Annotated in this window: 14 protein-coding genes; 5 read left to right on the forward strand and 9 right to left on the reverse strand. The window is 65.5% G+C overall.

The genetic code is table 11. The features are described 5' to 3' along the window. Positions 1-68 precede the first annotated feature (68 nt). The 3 genes from BJ6T_RS35065 to BJ6T_RS44130 form a co-directional block, all read right to left on the reverse strand. Positions 69-1,523: a cell wall hydrolase gene (locus BJ6T_RS35065; protein WP_028170142.1), complete on the reverse strand. Its 1,455-nt coding sequence runs from the start codon at positions 1,521-1,523 to the stop codon at positions 69-71. Positions 1,524-2,130: 607 nt separating this feature from the next. Then, complete coding sequence (ppdK, locus tag BJ6T_RS35070; protein WP_028170141.1) at positions 2,131-5,070, reverse strand: pyruvate, phosphate dikinase; 2,940 nt, start codon at positions 5,068-5,070, stop codon at positions 2,131-2,133. A 96-nt stretch (positions 5,071-5,166) separates the two neighbouring features. After that, entirely contained in the window at positions 5,167-5,322 is a 156-nt protein-coding gene (locus BJ6T_RS44130) for a DUF3096 domain-containing protein (protein ID WP_014497329.1), read from the reverse strand. Between the two features lie 223 nt (positions 5,323-5,545). Between BJ6T_RS44130 and BJ6T_RS35075 the strand changes: the two genes are divergently transcribed. Then, positions 5,546-5,899, forward strand: a complete 354-nt coding sequence (locus BJ6T_RS35075; RefSeq protein ID WP_014497330.1) for a DUF1236 domain-containing protein — start codon at positions 5,546-5,548, stop codon at positions 5,897-5,899. A 287-nt stretch (positions 5,900-6,186) separates the two neighbouring features. Here the strand turns inward: BJ6T_RS35075 and glyS are convergent, their stop codons facing one another. The 6 genes from glyS to BJ6T_RS35105 form a co-directional block, all read right to left on the reverse strand. After that, positions 6,187-8,286, reverse strand: coding sequence for a glycine--tRNA ligase subunit beta (gene glyS, locus BJ6T_RS35080; RefSeq protein ID WP_014497331.1), 2,100 nt, complete (start codon positions 8,284-8,286; stop codon positions 6,187-6,189). Next, on the reverse strand, positions 8,286-9,221 hold the full coding sequence (locus tag BJ6T_RS35085; protein ID WP_014497332.1) for a glycine--tRNA ligase subunit alpha: 936 nt from the start codon (positions 9,219-9,221) through the stop codon (positions 8,286-8,288). Before BJ6T_RS35085 ends, glyS begins: the two co-directional genes overlap by 1 nt. Before the next feature lie 222 nt (positions 9,222-9,443). After that, positions 9,444-9,635, reverse strand: a complete 192-nt coding sequence (locus tag BJ6T_RS35090) for a hypothetical protein (RefSeq protein ID WP_014497333.1) — start codon at positions 9,633-9,635, stop codon at positions 9,444-9,446. A gap of 104 nt (positions 9,636-9,739) precedes the next feature. Next, the gene (locus BJ6T_RS35095; RefSeq protein ID WP_014497334.1) at positions 9,740-10,648 is read right to left on the reverse strand and encodes a S49 family peptidase; all 909 of its coding nucleotides are present in this window, start codon (positions 10,646-10,648) and stop codon (positions 9,740-9,742) included. 151 nt (positions 10,649-10,799) lie between these two features. Further along, positions 10,800-11,630, reverse strand: a complete 831-nt coding sequence (locus BJ6T_RS35100) for a tRNA1(Val) (adenine(37)-N6)-methyltransferase (RefSeq protein WP_014497335.1) — start codon at positions 11,628-11,630, stop codon at positions 10,800-10,802. Beyond that, a complete protein-coding gene (locus BJ6T_RS35105; RefSeq protein WP_014497336.1) occupies positions 11,623-11,850 on the reverse strand; it encodes a putative signal transducing protein in 228 nt (75 codons plus the stop codon). The genes BJ6T_RS35100 and BJ6T_RS35105 overlap by 8 nt, the downstream gene beginning before the upstream one ends. Before the next feature lie 133 nt (positions 11,851-11,983). Between BJ6T_RS35105 and BJ6T_RS35110 the strand changes: the two genes are divergently transcribed. The 4 genes from BJ6T_RS35110 to BJ6T_RS35125 all read left to right on the forward strand — a co-directional run bounded on the left by BJ6T_RS35110 (position 11,984) and on the right by BJ6T_RS35125 (position 15,986). Beyond that, the gene (locus BJ6T_RS35110; RefSeq protein ID WP_014497337.1) at positions 11,984-12,991 is read left to right on the forward strand and encodes a polyprenyl synthetase family protein; all 1,008 of its coding nucleotides are present in this window, start codon (positions 11,984-11,986) and stop codon (positions 12,989-12,991) included. 538 nt (positions 12,992-13,529) lie between these two features. Further along, on the forward strand, positions 13,530-14,045 hold the full coding sequence (locus BJ6T_RS35115) for a winged helix-turn-helix transcriptional regulator (RefSeq protein WP_014497338.1): 516 nt from the start codon (positions 13,530-13,532) through the stop codon (positions 14,043-14,045). 1 nt (position 14,046) lies between these two features. Next, positions 14,047-15,309 (forward strand): beta-ketoacyl-ACP synthase II, encoded by a 1,263-nt coding sequence (gene fabF / locus BJ6T_RS35120; RefSeq protein WP_014497339.1) that lies wholly within the window; start codon positions 14,047-14,049, stop codon positions 15,307-15,309. A gap of 44 nt (positions 15,310-15,353) precedes the next feature. Then, a complete protein-coding gene (locus BJ6T_RS35125) occupies positions 15,354-15,986 on the forward strand; it encodes a LysE family translocator (RefSeq protein WP_014497340.1) in 633 nt (210 codons plus the stop codon). The last annotated feature ends 61 nt before the right edge of the window (positions 15,987-16,047 follow it).

Raw genomic sequence — 16,047 nt, forward strand, 5'->3', positions numbered from 1 at the left:
TGTACCCCCTCACCTGACGCGCTTCGCGCGTCGACCTCTCCCCGCAAGCGGGGCGAGGTTAAGAGAGACTACCTTCGCTCGCTGACGCCCATCTCGGCGGAGCTCTTGGCTTCCTGGGCGAGCTCGGCGGAGAGCGCGGCGGTCTGGGCCGGGGTGCCCCAGCTCGGTTCCTCGCTGCCGTCGCCCCAGGCGCGCGGGCGATAGAAGGTGTGAACGCCGGTCTTGTACATCTTCTTCATCTCGGCGACCCAGGACGGACGCACCCAGTAGGCGTGGTAGTGCGTGGACTTGCCGACTTCAGGCAGCCAGATCTGGCCGTCGAGCATCGCCTTCGAAATCTTTTTCGCGCGCTCCCACATCTCGGGCTCGCGGATCACGTCGGCATTGTTGTCGCAGGCGAAGGTGAACTGACACGCCAAATGGCGATGCTTGTTCTGATAGACCGCGCCACACACGGTGTCCGGATATTTGCCGGAGAAGACGCGGTTCATCACGACTTGCGCAACCGCCATCTGGCCACGCACGGCCTCGCCGCGCGATTCGAAATAGACGGCTTCGGCGAGACATTTCTCGGACTTTGCGCGCGACTTGTCGTCGAGCGCGAGCCGCTCCGCCGGCGATCTGGCGCGCTGGTTGTCGGCGTTGACCTCGCCCTTCGGCGCGACGCTCTCGCCGCTTTCGATATCCTTGGCGATCTCGGTCGACGGCGGCGACAGCGAGGCCGTCACCTTCATATCGGGATCGGGCATCACGATCAGCGGCTCGGCGCCGGGCTGCCAGCTCTCGATGCTCTCGAGATTGCCGCCGAGCGAGGAGCTGCCGAAAAACAGGTTCGAGGTCTTGACGCGGAAGGGATCGCGCGGCGCTGCCTCCGGAAGGGTCGCCTGCTTCAGCGCCTCGAGCGGCTGCACCGCGAATGCGCGCGCTGCGTCACTGGCTTGTGGCGGATTGGCATATTGCGGCAGCGGCGGCGCGCGCAGCGCTTCCTGAAGCTCGGGATCGAGCGCGGCCGCGGACTCCGGCGACATGATTTGCGGCAAAGCGGCGGTTTTGGCGCCGAACACCGAGCTGTTCGATGTCGCGGGATCTTGCTGGGCCGGTGCGTCCGATGGCGCGGTCGTCTCGGGCGCCTGCGCGGGCGTGACGCTTGCGAGGCGATCCCCCTTCATGGAGCGATCGACCTTGGGAAAATCGGCGGCCTGGTAGCGCGGCGGCGCCTGAAGCGCGGGATTGCGGCTGATCGCGCCGGTGACGTCGCGACCATCGAGGCTCGCGAGGCGAACCATCGCGCTCTGCGGAAGCGACGTGCCGATCGGACGGGAAAAGCTGTAGGTGGCGAGCTGGATCGAGGACGCGGCAGAAAACACCTGCTTTTGCCAGCGCTCGGCGACGCCGGGCTGACGCGCCAGCAACGACGCGATATCCTGATAGCCGGTCTCTCTCGGCATCAATGCGAAGATGCAGAGACCGATTCCGAAGGACGCGAACCGCGCGCCCTTCGGATGGTTACGCAAGACTGACATCGACACGCTCACGCTACGCTTACGCCAGAAAAATCGAACCGCAGTACGTCCGTACAATTCGATCTTTATCGTAAGTATCCAATTTAGGTTGCCGGGGCGTTAATCGGCGTTGCGCGTGCGGCACACTCAAGCGATTGCAGGTGTTTCCACGGGCAATGATGCACGTTGGTAAACGCCGCCTCTCGTAAAGCGGTAAACATTCGGTCAACGTGAATGGTGAAGGAACTCTTGCGCGGGCGTCTCATTACGGGACGCGTGTGAGTTCCCGGTGTTGGCGTTTTCGCGAACCCCCTCCACACCACAGCTGTCATGCCCCGCGAAGGCGGGGCATCCAGTACGCCGCAGCTTCTCGATTCAATCACGGTTGCCTCGGAATACTGGATCGCCCGGTCGAGCCGGGCGATGACAGTGAGTGTGTGGCGGCACGCGCGTGCAACACACTCGTCATTGCGAGGAGCGCAGCGACGAAGCAATCCAGACTGCTTCAGCGGAAGGGTTCTGGATTGCTTCGCTGCGCTCGCAATGACGGTGGGGAGAGAGCAGTGTACCAAATGAAAGAGGCGGGGTTTGGCCCCGCCTCTTCGCATTCAACACTTCACCGCTTCGCTTACGCCTGGCTCGCGATCGCCTTGCCGAGCGCCGCCTGCGCCGCCGCGAGACGGGCGATCGGCACGCGGTAGGGCGAGCAGGAGACGTAGTCGAGGCCGATGTTGTGGCAGAAGGCGACGGAGGCGGGATCGCCGCCGTGCTCGCCGCAGATGCCGACCTTGAGCTGCGGGCGCGTCTTGCGGCCGCGCGCGACGCCGATCTTGACGAGCTCGCCGACGCCTTCCTGGTCGAGCGCGACGAAGGGATCGACCGACAAGATGCCCTTCGACACGTAGGGACCGAGGAAGCTCGCCGCGTCGTCGCGGCTGATGCCGTAGGTCGTCTGCGTGAGGTCGTTGGTGCCGAACGAGAAGAACTCGGCGCTCTCGGCGATCTCGGCCGCGAGCAGGCAGGCGCGCGGCAGCTCGATCATGGTGCCGACCTGATAGGTCAGCTTGGTGTTGGTGTCGCGCATCACGGCTTTCGCGGTGGCATCGATGCGCGCCTTGACGAGGTCGAGCTCCATCTTGGTGGCGATCAGCGGCACCATCACCTCGAGGCCGACGGCCTTGCCGGTGCGCTTCTCGGCCTCAACTGCGGCTTCGAAGATCGCACGAGCCTGCATCTCGGCGATCTCCGGATAGGCGATCGCGATGCGGCAGCCGCGGAAACCGAGCATCGGATTGAACTCCGAGAGCTCGCGCGCACGGTCGGCCAGGCGCCGCGGGTCGGTGTTCATGGCGCGCGCCACTTCCTCGACCTCGGCATGGGTGTGCGGCAGGAATTCATGGAGGGGAGGATCCAGAAGCCGGATCGTGACGGGCAGGCCCTTCATGATCTCGAACAGCTCGACGAAGTCGGCGCGCTGCATCGGCAGCAGCTTGGCCAGCGCGGCGCGGCGCGACTGCTCGTCCTCGGAGAGAATCATCTCGCGAACCGTGCGGATGCGCGTCTCCTCGAAGAACATGTGCTCGGTGCGGCAGAGGCCGATGCCTTCCGCGCCGAACTTGATCGCGGTGCGGGCATCATCCGGCGTATCGCCGTTGACTCGGACGCCGATCTTGCGGACCTGGTCGGCCCAGGTCATGAGCGTGCCGAACTCGCCGGACAGCTCCGGCTCGATCATCGGCATGCGGCCGGCGAGCACCTGGCCGAGCGAGCCGTCGATGGTGATGACGTCGCCGGTCTTGAAAGTGCGGGAGCCGATGCTCATGGTGCCGCGGCCGTAATCGACGCGGATGGTGCCGCAGCCGGAGACGCAGGGCTTGCCCATGCCGCGCGCGACCACCGCCGCATGCGAGGTCATGCCGCCGCGGGTGGTCAAGATGCCTTCGGCGGCGTGCATGCCGTGGATGTCTTCCGGGCTGGTCTCGATGCGAACCAGGATCACCTTGCGCCCGTCGGCCTGGAGCTTGGCCGCCTCGTCCGAGGAGAACACGATCTCGCCGGAGGCCGCGCCGGGCGAGGCCGGCAGGCCGGTCGCGATCACGTCGCGCTTGGCGTCGGGATCGATGGTCGGATGCAGCAGCTGGTCGAGCGAGGCGGGATCGATCCGCGTCACCGCTTCCTTCTTCGAGATCAGCCCTTCATTGGCGAGCTCGACCGCGATGCGCAGCGCCGCCTTGGCGGTGCGCTTGCCGCCGCGGGTCTGGAGCATCCACAGCTTGCCCTGCTCGACCGTGAACTCCATGTCCTGCATGTCGCGGTAGTGCTTCTCGAGCAGCGTGTAGATCCGCGTCAGCTCCTTGAAGGCTTCCGGCATCGCCGCTTCCATCGACGCCTTGTCGGAACCGGATTCCTTGCGCGCTTCCTCGGTGATGTCCTGCGGCGTGCGGATGCCCGCCACCACGTCCTCGCCTTGCGCGTTGATCAGGAACTCGCCGTAGAGCTTGCTCTCGCCGGTCGAGGGGTTGCGGGTGAAGGCGACGCCGGTTGCCGACGTCTCGCCCATGTTGCCGAACACCATGGCCTGCACGTTGACCGCGGTGCCCCAGGATTCCGGAATGTCGTGCAGCTTGCGATAGGTCACCGCGCGCGCGTTCATCCAGGATGAGAACACCGCGCCGATCGCGCCCCAGAGCTGGTCGTGCGGATCCTGCGGGAAATCCTTGCCGGTCTCGCGCGCGACCGCGTCCTTGTACTTTCCGACCAGCCCGACCCAGTCCTCGGCGCTGAGGTCCGTGTCGAGCGTATAGCCCTGGCTGTCCTTGAAGGTGTCGAGGATTTCCTCGAAGTGATGATGCTCGAAGCCGAGCACCACGTCCGAATACATGGTGATGAAGCGGCGATAGCTGTCATAGGCGAAGCGACGGTCGCCCGACAGTTCCGACAGCGCTTCCACGGTCTCGTCGTTGAGGCCGAGATTGAGCACCGTGTCCATCATGCCCGGCATCGAGGCACGCGCGCCGGAGCGCACGGAGACGAGCAGCGGGTTTTTGACGTCGCCGAACACCTTGCCGGTCAACTTGCCGACATGGTCGAGCGCCTTCTCAACCTGCGCCTGCAATTCCTTCGGATAGGACTTGTCGTGCGCGTAGAAGTAGGTGCAGACCGAGGTCGGGATGGTGAAGCCGGGAGGCACGGGAAGGCCGAGATTGGCCATCTCGGCGAGGTTGGCGCCCTTGCCGCCAAGCAGATCGCGCATCTCCGTCCGGCCCTCGGCCTTGCCGTCGCCGAACGTGAACACCCATTTGCCGGCCTTGGCCGCGGCTGGCGCCGCCTTGGCGGGCGCGGCCTTCTTGGGGGCGGGCTTCACGGCAACCTTCGGCGCAGCCGCCTTGGTCGTGGCCTTCGCCGCCGGCTTTGGAGCCGCCTTTGCGGCCGTCTTGGCGACCGGCTTCGGGGCGCTCTTCAAGGTGCTCTTGGCGAGCGCCTTGCGAGCCGCCGGCGCGGCTTTCGCCTTGGCGGAGGGCTTTGATTTCGCTGCAGTTTTAGAAGGCTTCGAGGCGGCTTTGGCCATAGCTTGCACACAACCTGCGAGAGGAATGGGAAATCGCGCGCCTTACACCACTTTGGGCAGGCCCGCGCAAGTCGAAGAGTTCCGGAAAATGAAGGCCTAGAGATGGAGCCACTTCAACAATCCGAGCCCGATCGCACCATTTATGATGAGAAAGATCGCGACGATCAGGTTGAGAAGGCGCGGCATGATCAGGATGAGCACACCCGCAAGCAGCGACAGAAGCGGCGAGATGTGGGCGACGGTGATGTGCATGAATTGTCTTTCCGTGACGTGAGGCGAATCGCGGCTGGATCATACCGGACCGGGTTCCGCGGGTAGAGACGCACAAGGCGCGAACAGGTTCCCGGCTTCGCGAAAACTGCCCGAAATTGCCGCTGATGCGGCAGGGCTTTTCCCGGAACATTGCGAAGGGGACATGCATTGGCAACCGGTCGCGCCAGTGGCGCCGGCTGAAATCAGTTCGAAGGAGTTGCCCATGCGGAACAGGATTCTCGCCCTCGCTGCGCTTGGCGCCGCGCTCGGCTCGCCGATCGCAGCGTCTGCGCAATCCGGTCTCACCGTCGGCCGCGCGCCTGTTGTCGTCGACAGCGGTCCGACGATTGCGGTCGAACAGAGGCCGGCATTCCGCGAATATGTCGTCGAGCAACGTGTGCCGGCCTTCCGTGTCCCGGATCGCGTGGTGGTCGGCGCCACCTTACCTGAAAGCGGCGTCACTTATTATGACGTGCCGCAACGTTTCGGCGCCACCACCTATCGCTACACCGTCGTGAACGGCGCAACCGTGCTGGTCGAGCCACGCTCGCGGCGCATCGTCGAGGTGATGGATTAGATTCTCGTCTGAACGCGTTTTCTTCACGCGAACCGGTATCCACTTCGCTTGAAAACGCTTCCGATCAACTCGATGTCCGGCGCGTCACTTCAATCAGGCTGGCGCGCATCGCGTAGTGCGGACATCAGGCCCCGCCCGGTTCTCCCCCGCCGGGCGGGGCTTTTTGTGTGCGTCGTCATTCCGGAGCGCGAGCCCGGAATCCATAACCACGATTGTGAGTATGGATTCCGGGCCCACGCCTTCGGCGTGTCCCGGAATGACAGCGGTGTTTGCCGTGCGACCGCGCCTCAATCCTGGATCTTCGAGAAATCCGCGACCGCACGCGTGGCGCTGCGGATCTCGTTGAGCAGCTTCAGCCTGTTCTCGCGCACCTTCGGATCGTCGTCGTTGACGCGAACCTTCTCGAAGAACGCATCGACCGGCGGACGCAGCTTGGCCATCGCGCTCATCGCGGCGGCAAAGTCTTCCCTGGCGACGGCAGCACTGGCTTCCGCCTGCACCTCGCCGATCGCCTTCGCCAGCGCCTTCTCCTCATCGAGGCCATAGAGCGCGGCATCGGGCGCACCGTCGAAGCTGCGCTTGTCCTTCTTCTCCTCGATGCCGAGGATGTTGCTCGCACGTTTGATGCCGGCGAGCAGGTTCTTGCCGTCATCGCTATCGAGGAACTTGCCGAGTGCCTCGACGCGGCGGACGATCATCAGGAGATCGTCCTGGCCGCCGAGCGCAAACACGGCATCGACGAGATCGTGCCGTGCGCCCTGCTCGCGCAGCTGGACCTTCAGGCGATCGGCGAAGAAGGCGAGGAGATCGCTTGGAAGCTTCCCCACATCGGCCGACTTCACCGACAAGCCGGCGAGTGCAGATGCCACCACCTTCATGAGCGACAGACGCAGGTTGTTCTCAGCGATCAGCCTGATCACACCCAGCGCCGCACGACGCAACGCGTACGGGTCCTTGCTGCCCGTCGGCTTCTCGTCGATCGCCCAGAAGCCGACGAGCGTGTCGATCTTGTCTGCAAGCGCGACCGCAACGCTGACCGGATCGGTCGGCACGCGATCAGCCGGGCCTTGCGGCTTGTAGTGCTCCTCGCACGCGGCAGCGACAGAGGCATCCTCGCCCTGCGCCAGCGCGTAGTACTTGCCCATCAGGCCCTGCACCTCCGGGAATTCGCCGACGACTTCGGTCAGCAAATCGGCCTTGGCGAGATGCGCGGCGCGCTTGGCCTTGGCGACATCGGCACCGACCAGCGGCGCGATTTCGGCAGCGAGACGCTCGATGCGCTTGATGCGCTCAGCCTGCGTCCCGAGCTTCTCGTGGAACACGATCTGCTCGAACTTCGGCAGCCGATCCTCGAGCTTGGTCTTCAGGTCGGTCTCATAGAAGAACTTCGCATCCGACAGGCGCGGACGGATCACGCGCTCGTTGCCTGATACGATGACCTTGCCGCCGTCGGCCGCCTCGATATTGGCGGTGAGGACGAACTTGTTGGTCAGCTTGCCCGTCTTGGAATCCCTGACGACGAAGCACTTCTGGTTGTTGCGGATCGTGGCGCGGATCACCTCTTCCGGAATCGCGAGATATTCCTGCTCGAACGATCCCATCATGACGACGGGCCATTCGACGAGGCCCGAAACCTCGTCCAGCAGCACCTGATCCTCGACCAGCTCGAACCCTTGCGCGAACGTCAGCTCCTTGGCGTCGGCGAAGATGATGTCCTTGCGCGCCTGCGGATCGAGGATGACCTTTGCCGCCTTCAGCTTCGCCTCATAGTCCTCGAAGCGACGCACGTTGATCGCGCTAGGTGCCATGAAGCGATGGCCGTAGGTGGTCTGGCCGGTCTCGATGCCGTCGATCGAGAATTTGACGACATCGGGCTCTTCCGTCTCGGGTCCGAAGGTCGCGGTGATCGCGTGCAGCGGACGCACCCAGCTCAGCGATCCCGGTTTTCCGGAGCGCGCGCCCCAGCGCATCGATTTCGGCCAGGGGAAGGTGCGGATGATGACGGGCAAGATTTCGGCGAGCACGTCGATCGCGTCGCGGCCGGGCTTTTCGATCAGCGCGATGTAGAAGTCGCCCTTCGGGTCGCGCTGGATCTTGGCTTCCTCGAGCGAACTCAAACCGGTCGCTTTCAGAAAGCCCTGCACGGCCGCATCGGGCGCGCCCATTTTCGGACCGCGGCGTTCGGTCTTCAGGTCGGGCTGGCGCGCGGGGATACCGTGCACGGTGAGCGCAAGGCGGCGCGGCGTCGCGAACGCCTTCGCACCCTCGTAGACGAGGCCCTCGGCGACGAGCTTGTCGGTGACCATGCGGCGCAGATCGTCGGCCGCCTTGGCCTGCATGCGCGCGGGGATCTCTTCCGAGAACAGTTCAAGCAAAAGATCGGGCATCAGGCCGCTCCGCCCGCTTCAGTATGGATCCACGCCTCGCCGCAGGCCTTTGCCAGCTCGCGCACACGAAGAATGTAGCTCTGCCGCTCGGTCACGGAGATCACGCCGCGCGCATCGAGCAGGTTGAAGACGTGGCTCGCCTTGATGCACTGGTCATAGGCCGGCAGCGCCATCAGGTGCGCCTCGCGCTTGCCGTCCTTCCAGCCTGCCTCCAAGTACTTTCTGCACGCACCTTCGGCCATCTTGAACTGCTCGAACAGCATCGCGGTGTCCGCGACTTCGAAATTGTGCTTCGAATATTCGCGTTCAGCCTGCAGGAACACGTCGCCATAGGTCACCTTGGCGTCGCCCTCGCGGCCGTTGAAGTTGAGGTCGTAGACACGGTCGACGCCCTGCACATACATCGCGAGGCGCTCGAGCCCGTAGGTGAGCTCGCCGGCAACAGGCGCGCATTCGAAGCCCGCGACCTGCTGGAAATAGGTGAACTGGCTGACTTCCATGCCGTCGCACCAGCACTCCCAGCCGAGCCCCCAGGCGCCCAGCGTCGGGCTTTCCCAGTCGTCCTCGACGAAGCGGATGTCGTGCACGGCGGAATCGATACCGATTGCGGCGAGCGACTTCAGGTACAGTTCCTGAAGGTTCGGCGGCGACGGCTTCATGATCACCTGGAACTGGTAGTAGTGCTGCATCCGGTTCGGATTCTCGCCGTAGCGGCCGTCCTTGGGCCGGCGCGAGGGCTGCACATAGGCCGCGTTCCAGGGTTTTGGCCCGAGCGCGCGGAGCGTGGTGGCCGGATGGAAGGTGCCCGCGCCCATCTCCATGTCGTAGGGCTGCAGGATTACGCAGCCCTGCTCGGCCCAGAACCGCTGGAGCGCGAGGATGAAGCCCTGGAACGAGCGTTCCGGGCGCATATGGGCGGGCAATGAGGCGTCCATCGTCAGATCAGGCTCTCGCGGGGGTTTTGAATCGCGCGGGACCGTATCGACGGCGGGGATGGGAATCAAGGCAAGGGGGCGGTTTCGGGCCGATCAGCCCTTCACCCCGAACGGTGCGGTAGGGTGGGCAAAGCGAAGCGTGCCCACCATCGTCACCACAGTTACAAAGGGAATGGTGGGCACGGCGCATGAGCGCCTTTGCCCACCCTACGGCAGCGCGGCCTAGCCGGGCCGATACGCTCCGGTCACGGGGTCACGTTTCAGCTTCTGAATTTCCCCGGCATGGGCGGCTTCAGCGACGCGCGACAGGCGCATCTCCTCCAGCTCGTGGTTGATCCGGACAGCGGTCTTGTAGGCCCAGCGGACCACGGCAAGCCCGCCCAGGACGCCCGCGAAAGCGACAAACGGCGGCATCGGTCGATCCTTGTCTAGTGCTCAGCCCCCACCGACATTCTTGCGCAGACCGGGCCGCGCCGCAATTGGCTCGGCCCGGACCAAATGGCGCGGGAGGGTGTCGCCTAGAACCCGAATTTCGCCCAGATCGCCCGCGTCTCGACCGCCGAGATCAGCTCATCCGGCAGGCCGGCCATTGTTTCCATGGCCGAAAGCTGGCCCGCACCGGGCGATTTCCGCCCCAGAAGGCCCGAGAGCAGACCGGTCGGCTGGGCGATCACGGGGGTGAGAACCTTCTCGCCGTAGCGGGCACGAAGAGTTGAGCGGAGATCGCCGATGCCGTCGGCGAGCCCGAGCGCGATCGAACTCTCGCCGGCCCAGTATTCGCCGGTGAAGAGGGTGTCGTCGGCGCCCTTCAGCCGCGCGCCGCGGCTCTCCTTCACCAGCGCGATGAAGATCTGGTGGATCTCGCGCTGGAGCGCCTTCAGCCTCGCGACGTCGTCGGGGTTCTCCGGGAGGAACGGATCGAGCATCGCCTTGTGCGCGCCGGCGGTGTAGAGCCGCCGCTCGATGCCGAGCCGCTTGATCGCCTCCTGGAAACCAAAACTGCCGCCGACCACGCCGATCGAGCCGAGGATGGAGGACGGATCGCAGATGATCTCGTCGCCGGCGCAGGCGATCATGTAGCCGCCGGACGCCGCGACGTCCTCGACGAACACCAGCACGGGCAGCTTCTTCTCCGCCGCGAGTTGCTTGATGCGCAGATAGATCTGGCGCGACTGCACCGGCGAGCCGCCGGGCGAATTGATCACCAGCGCCACCGCCTTGGCGTTCCGGTACGAAAACGCCCGCTCCAGCACCCGCGCGACGCCCGCAAGCGTCATGCCCGGGCGCAGCGGCGTCACCGCACCGATCACACCGGACAGCCGCACCACCGGCACCACCGCCGTGCCGGGACGGAAGCGCGCCGGGAGATATTGCATGAGCTTGTCGGCCAGGCCGGAACCCTCGCGATCGTTCAATTGTTCGGCCATGCCGTTACCTCTGATTAACCATTTCTTATCACGCGACTGTCATTGGAAGTGCCCGGAACGTGTTTTGCAGATTCCCCGTTGGGAAGCTGCAATGAGGCAGCGGAGAACACCATGAAAATCTATCTGCTGTTGCTGCTGGTCGGTGCGCTGTTCATGGCGATCCGTCTGACGAGCCCGCAAGAGCAGCAGTCGGAATCGCTTCCGCAGTAAGTCGTCGCGGCTCCGCCAGCGGCAAGAGCGCCCTCCCCTCCAGAATCTCCGTCACCTGATTTTTAGGCACGCCTGACTCGTCGTTGAGCATGAGGCCCGGCAGCAGTCGCGTCGGAGCCCGGCCGCCTTTGACCGCGCGCACCAGCACGCGGATCGCGGGCCGTCCCGCCTCGCCGTGAACCGGCAGGATCGACAGGCTGCCGAAGCCGCGTGACAGCGCAGTCAAAACCTCCGCGATCCCATCGGCGCGCCAGATCAGGGTCAGCGCGCCGTCCGATCGGAGAATGCGCCGCGCCGCATGCACCCATGCATTCAGCGTCTCCTCGCTCGCAACATGCGCGGTGCGGCGCGCCTGATCGGGCGAACCGCGATGGCGTGCGGGATCGTTGAAGGGCGGGTTCATCAGCACCACGTCGACGCTGTCGGGCACGAGGCCATTTGCCGCAAACGCCTGCGCGTCGGTCGTCACGTCGAGCACGATCGTCTCCGCGGCAATTCCGTTCGCCGCCGCATTGGCGCGCGCAAGCTCCGCCAGTTCCGGATCGATCTCGACCAGGCTCAGCCCGATACCGGCGACGCGCCGGCCGAGCGCCAGCCCGGCCGTGCCGATGCCGGCGCCGAGATCGACGACACGGTCGCCCGCCCGGGCCTCTGTCGCCGCCGCGAGCAGGATGGCGTCATGCCCGGCGCGGTGGCCGGACCGCTTCTGCCTCAAGCGCAATTGCCCGCCGAGAAAGGCGTCCTCGGTGAAGTCTGTGACGACGTCAATCATCGCCGCGCAGTTCATGGCTGAGGCCGGCCTCGGTGAGGAGCTCCCTGGCCTCCTGGGCGTCATCCTCATGGACCAGGATCCGCCGCGGCAGGATGCCCAGCGAGCCCTCGATAATGCTCATGTTCTGGTCCAGCACCAGATGATGGATGTTGGCGCCGTCGAGCAGCGCGCCGATCGCCGACACCAGCACCATGTCGTTGGTCCGAACCAGTTCACGCAAAACGCAGGTCTCCTGCCTGAAAGGGGCTAAAGCGGCAAATGTCAATGGTTCCGCGGCACTTGCCGCATCCGCTGCCAGTTTCTATTGTCTTTCCATCAGAATAGCCCTTCCGGGGCAAATATTGGAGACCGGCGTGGCCGTCATCGTACCTTTCGAAACTCCCGGCGCGTCGATCGAAGAGCTGGTTGCCCTTGTCGCCGGTGACATGGAGCGCGTCAACGCCACGATCCTGTCGCGGACCGGATCGGACGTCACCATGATCCCGGAGGTCGCCAACCATCTGATCTCCTCCGGGGGCAAGCGCCTGCGGCCCATGCTGACGCTCGCCATGGCCAACCTCGCCGGCTACACCGGCGACGGTCACATCAAGCTCGCAGCCTCCGTCGAGTTCATGCATACCGCGACCCTGCTCCACGACGACGTGGTCGACGAGAGCGAGATGCGCCGCGGCAAGCTGTCGGCGCGCATGCTCTGGGGCAACGAGGCGAGCGTGCTGGTCGGCGACTTCCTGCTCGGCCAGGCGTTCCGCATGATGGTCGAGGTCGGCTCGCTCCGCGCGCTCGACATCCTCTCCGCGGCCGCCGCCACCATCGCCGAGGGCGAGGTGATGCAGCTTGCCGCCGCCAAGAACACCGCCACCACCGAGGACGAATATCTCGCCGTGATCCGCGGCAAGACCGCCGAGCTGTTCGCCGCCGCCTGCGAGGTCGGCCCCGTCATCGCCAACCGCCCGAAGGCGGAACAGACCGCCTGCCGCTCGGTCGGCATGAATCTCGGCATCGCCTTCCAGCTCGTCGACGACGTGCTCGACTATGGCGGCAAGAGCGCCAAGCTCGGCAAGAACACCGGCGACGATTTCCGCGAGGGGAAGATCACGCTGCCGGTCGTGCTCGCCTTCCGCCGCGGCAACGACACCGAGCGCGCCTTCTGGATCCGGGCGCTGGAGCGCGGCGAGATCGGCGACACCGACCTCGACCATGCCATCGGCCTGATGAACAAGCACCGCGCGCTCGAGGATACGCTCAGCCGCGCCCAGCACTACGGCGCCATGGCCGTCGACGCGCTGGCGCTGTTCCCGTCCTCGCCGATGAAGAGCGCGCTGGAGCAGGTGGTCGCGTTCTGTCTGGCCCGGTCGCACTGAGCGAAACGGCTTAACGCTCCGCTTCCGCACCCCTATTAGCCCCGTCATCCTGCGGCGCTCGCCTAGCGAGCCTCGAAGGATGAATGGCCCGGATGCAGCCGGGCCGCCGCCCTCCGAGGCCTCCGCTACGCTTCGGCGCTTCAGGGTGACGGTGATGGATATGCGCACGCTGCATCAACATCGTCATTGCGAGCGCAGCGAAGCAATCCAGTCTGTCACCGCGGCAAGACTCTGAATTGCTTCGCTGTGCTCGCAATGACGGAGAGCCAGGCAGCGGCGCATTCCCTCTCTTGTCCCGGACGCGCTGCAGCGTGAAACGCTGCTGCGCAGAGCCGGGACCCACGCGACACGCAGCGATCAGCAATATGGGCCCCGGCTCTGCAGCGCACCGCCGAGGCGTTGCGCTGCGTCCGGGGTACGAGAGCATTTGCGCAGGTCCCTGCCGCACATCCCACCACTGACCCGACCGCGGCGTTCTCGCCAAACACTCCTCCACCAGTAACTTGCATTTTGAAAGCTACTCACCTACCTTCCCGCCATGCAGCCCAAATCCCCCTCCATCCTGGAATGCCCGGTCGGCCGCGCCGTGGAGACGGTCGGCGAATGGTGGAGCATCCTGATCTTGCGGGATGCCTTCCAGGGCGCGACGAGGTTCGACGAATTTTCGCAAAGCCTCGGCATCGCACCGAACATCCTGTCGCGGCGCCTTGCCCATCTCACCGAGAGCGGCATGTTCGTGCGCCGCCGTTATCATGAAAGGCCGCCGCGGTACGAATACGTGCTGACGGAGAAGGCGCGGGATTTCTTCCCTGTGGTCGTGGCGCTGCTGGCCTTCGGCAACAGGCATCTCGCGCCCAAGGGCGAATCCATCGTGCTGGCGAATCGGAGCGACGCTCGTCCGTTCGATCCGATCGTGGTCGATGCCGCCGACATGCGCCCGATCACCCTCGCCAATGCGGTCGTCGTCCCGGGTCCCCGCGCCAGCCGCGGGATGCGCAAGCGGCTCGCCTCGCTCAAAGCCATGAACCCGGCCGTCGCGCCGGCTGGAGACTGACATGCGTCGTATCGTCGTGACGGGAATGGGGGCGGTGTCGCCGCTCGGCTGCGGTGTTGAACTCTCCTGGCGCCGGCTGCTGGCCGGCCAGAGCGGGTTGCGCCCTCTGCCGGAATGGTCGCAAGCGCTGCCCGCCCGCATTGCCGGTCTCGTGCCCGACAAGGCCGACGATGCCGAAGGCGGCTTCGACCCCGCGCAAGCCGCCGCACCAAAAGACCAGCGCAAGATGGACCGCTTCATCCTGTTCGCGTTGCTCGCCACCGCCGAGGCGGTCGCGCAGGCCAAATGGGCGCCGCAGGACGCGAGCGCACAGGAACGAACCGCGACGATCATCGCTTCCGGCGTCGGCGGCTTCCCGGCAATGGCGGAGGCGGTGCGCATCACCGAGCAGCGCGGCGCGCGCCGGCTCTCGCCCTTCACCATCCCCTCGTTTCTCGCCAATCTCGCCGCCGGCCACGTCTCGATCAAATACGGCTACAAGGGCGCGCTGGGCACACCGGTCACGGCCTGTGCCGCCGGCGTCCAGGCGATCGGCGATGCCGCGCGCATGATCCGCGCAGGCGAAGCCGATGTCGCGATCTGCGGCGGCGCGGAAGCCTGCATCGATATCGTCAGCATCGGCGGCTTTGCCGCGGCCCGCGCGCTGTCGAGCGGATTCAACGACGCGCCCGCGCGCGCCTCGCGCCCGTTCGATCGCGACCGCGACGGCTTTGTCATGGGCGAAGGCGCGGGCATCCTGGTGATCGAGGAGCTGGAGCATGCACTGGCGCGCGGCGCCTCCCCGATTGCGGAGATCGTGGGCTACGGCACGACGGCGGACGCCTATCACATGACGTCGGGCCCGCCCGACGGCGACGGCGCCCGCCGTGCGATGGAGATCGCGCTCCGCCAGGCGAAGCTTGCGCCCGCGGATTTGCAGCATTTGAACGCGCATGCGACATCGACGCCGGCCGGCGACGAAAGCGAGCTCGGCGCGATCGCCGCGCTGTTCGGCCGCAACCGGAACATCGCGGTGAGCGCGACGAAATCGGCCACCGGCCATCTGCTCGGGGCCGCCGGCGGCCTCGAGGCGATCTTCACCGTCCTTGCCTTGCGCGACCAGGTCGCGCCGCCGACGCGCAATTTCGAGAACGCAGATCCCGGCGCGGACGGCATCGACATCGTCGCAGGCAGCGCGCGGCCGATGCCGATGCTCAACGCCATCTCCAACGGATTTGGCTTTGGCGGGGTGAATGCCAGCGTGATCTTCCGCCGGATGGGCTGAACGAGAGGCCTTGCAATCGCAGCCCGCTTCGTTACCAAAACGGGATGATCGAAACGAATTTCTGGCTGTTCCTGGCCGCAGCGTGTCTCATTGCCGCCATTCCCGGTCCCGGCATCTTCTACGTCGCGGCACGGACCTTGTCTGAAGGGCGCTACAGCGGCTTTGCGTCAACCGCGGGCACGGCGCTGGGCGGGCTGGTTCATGTCGTCGCGGGCAGCCTCGGCATCTCCGCGATCATCCTTGCCAGTGCGGAGCTGTTTGCCGTCGTAAAATTCATCGGCGCGCTCTATCTGGTCTGGCTCGGCATCAAGACCTTCCGCGGCGCCGGCCGCGCGCGCTCGCTGGAGAGCGAGCCCGTCGGCGACAGGCGCGCGTTCCGCGACGGCGTGCTTGTCGAGGCGCTGAACCCGAAGACCGCCGCATTCTTCCTCGCCTTCATTCCGCAGTTCCTCGATCCCGCGGGATCGAGCCCCACGCTGCAATTCATCGTGCTCGGCGCGATCTCGGTGATCCTGAACACGCTCGCCGATGTCGTCGTGGTGCTGATGGCAACTGCAACGCGCACGCAGCTGATTGGCAGGCCGCATCTGATGCGGCGTCTGACCCAGGGCTCTGGCGTCTTCATCGCAGGCCTTGGCCTCTCGCTCGCGCTGGCGCGGCGGCCGGTGCAGGGCTAGCGAAGGTTGGCGGATGCGCTTGCTCCATCTTCCATTGTACAATTGGAAGACGATCCATGGA

The sequence above is a fragment of the Bradyrhizobium japonicum USDA 6 genome, from assembly GCF_000284375.1.
GTDB lineage: Bacteria > Pseudomonadota > Alphaproteobacteria > Rhizobiales > Xanthobacteraceae > Bradyrhizobium > Bradyrhizobium japonicum.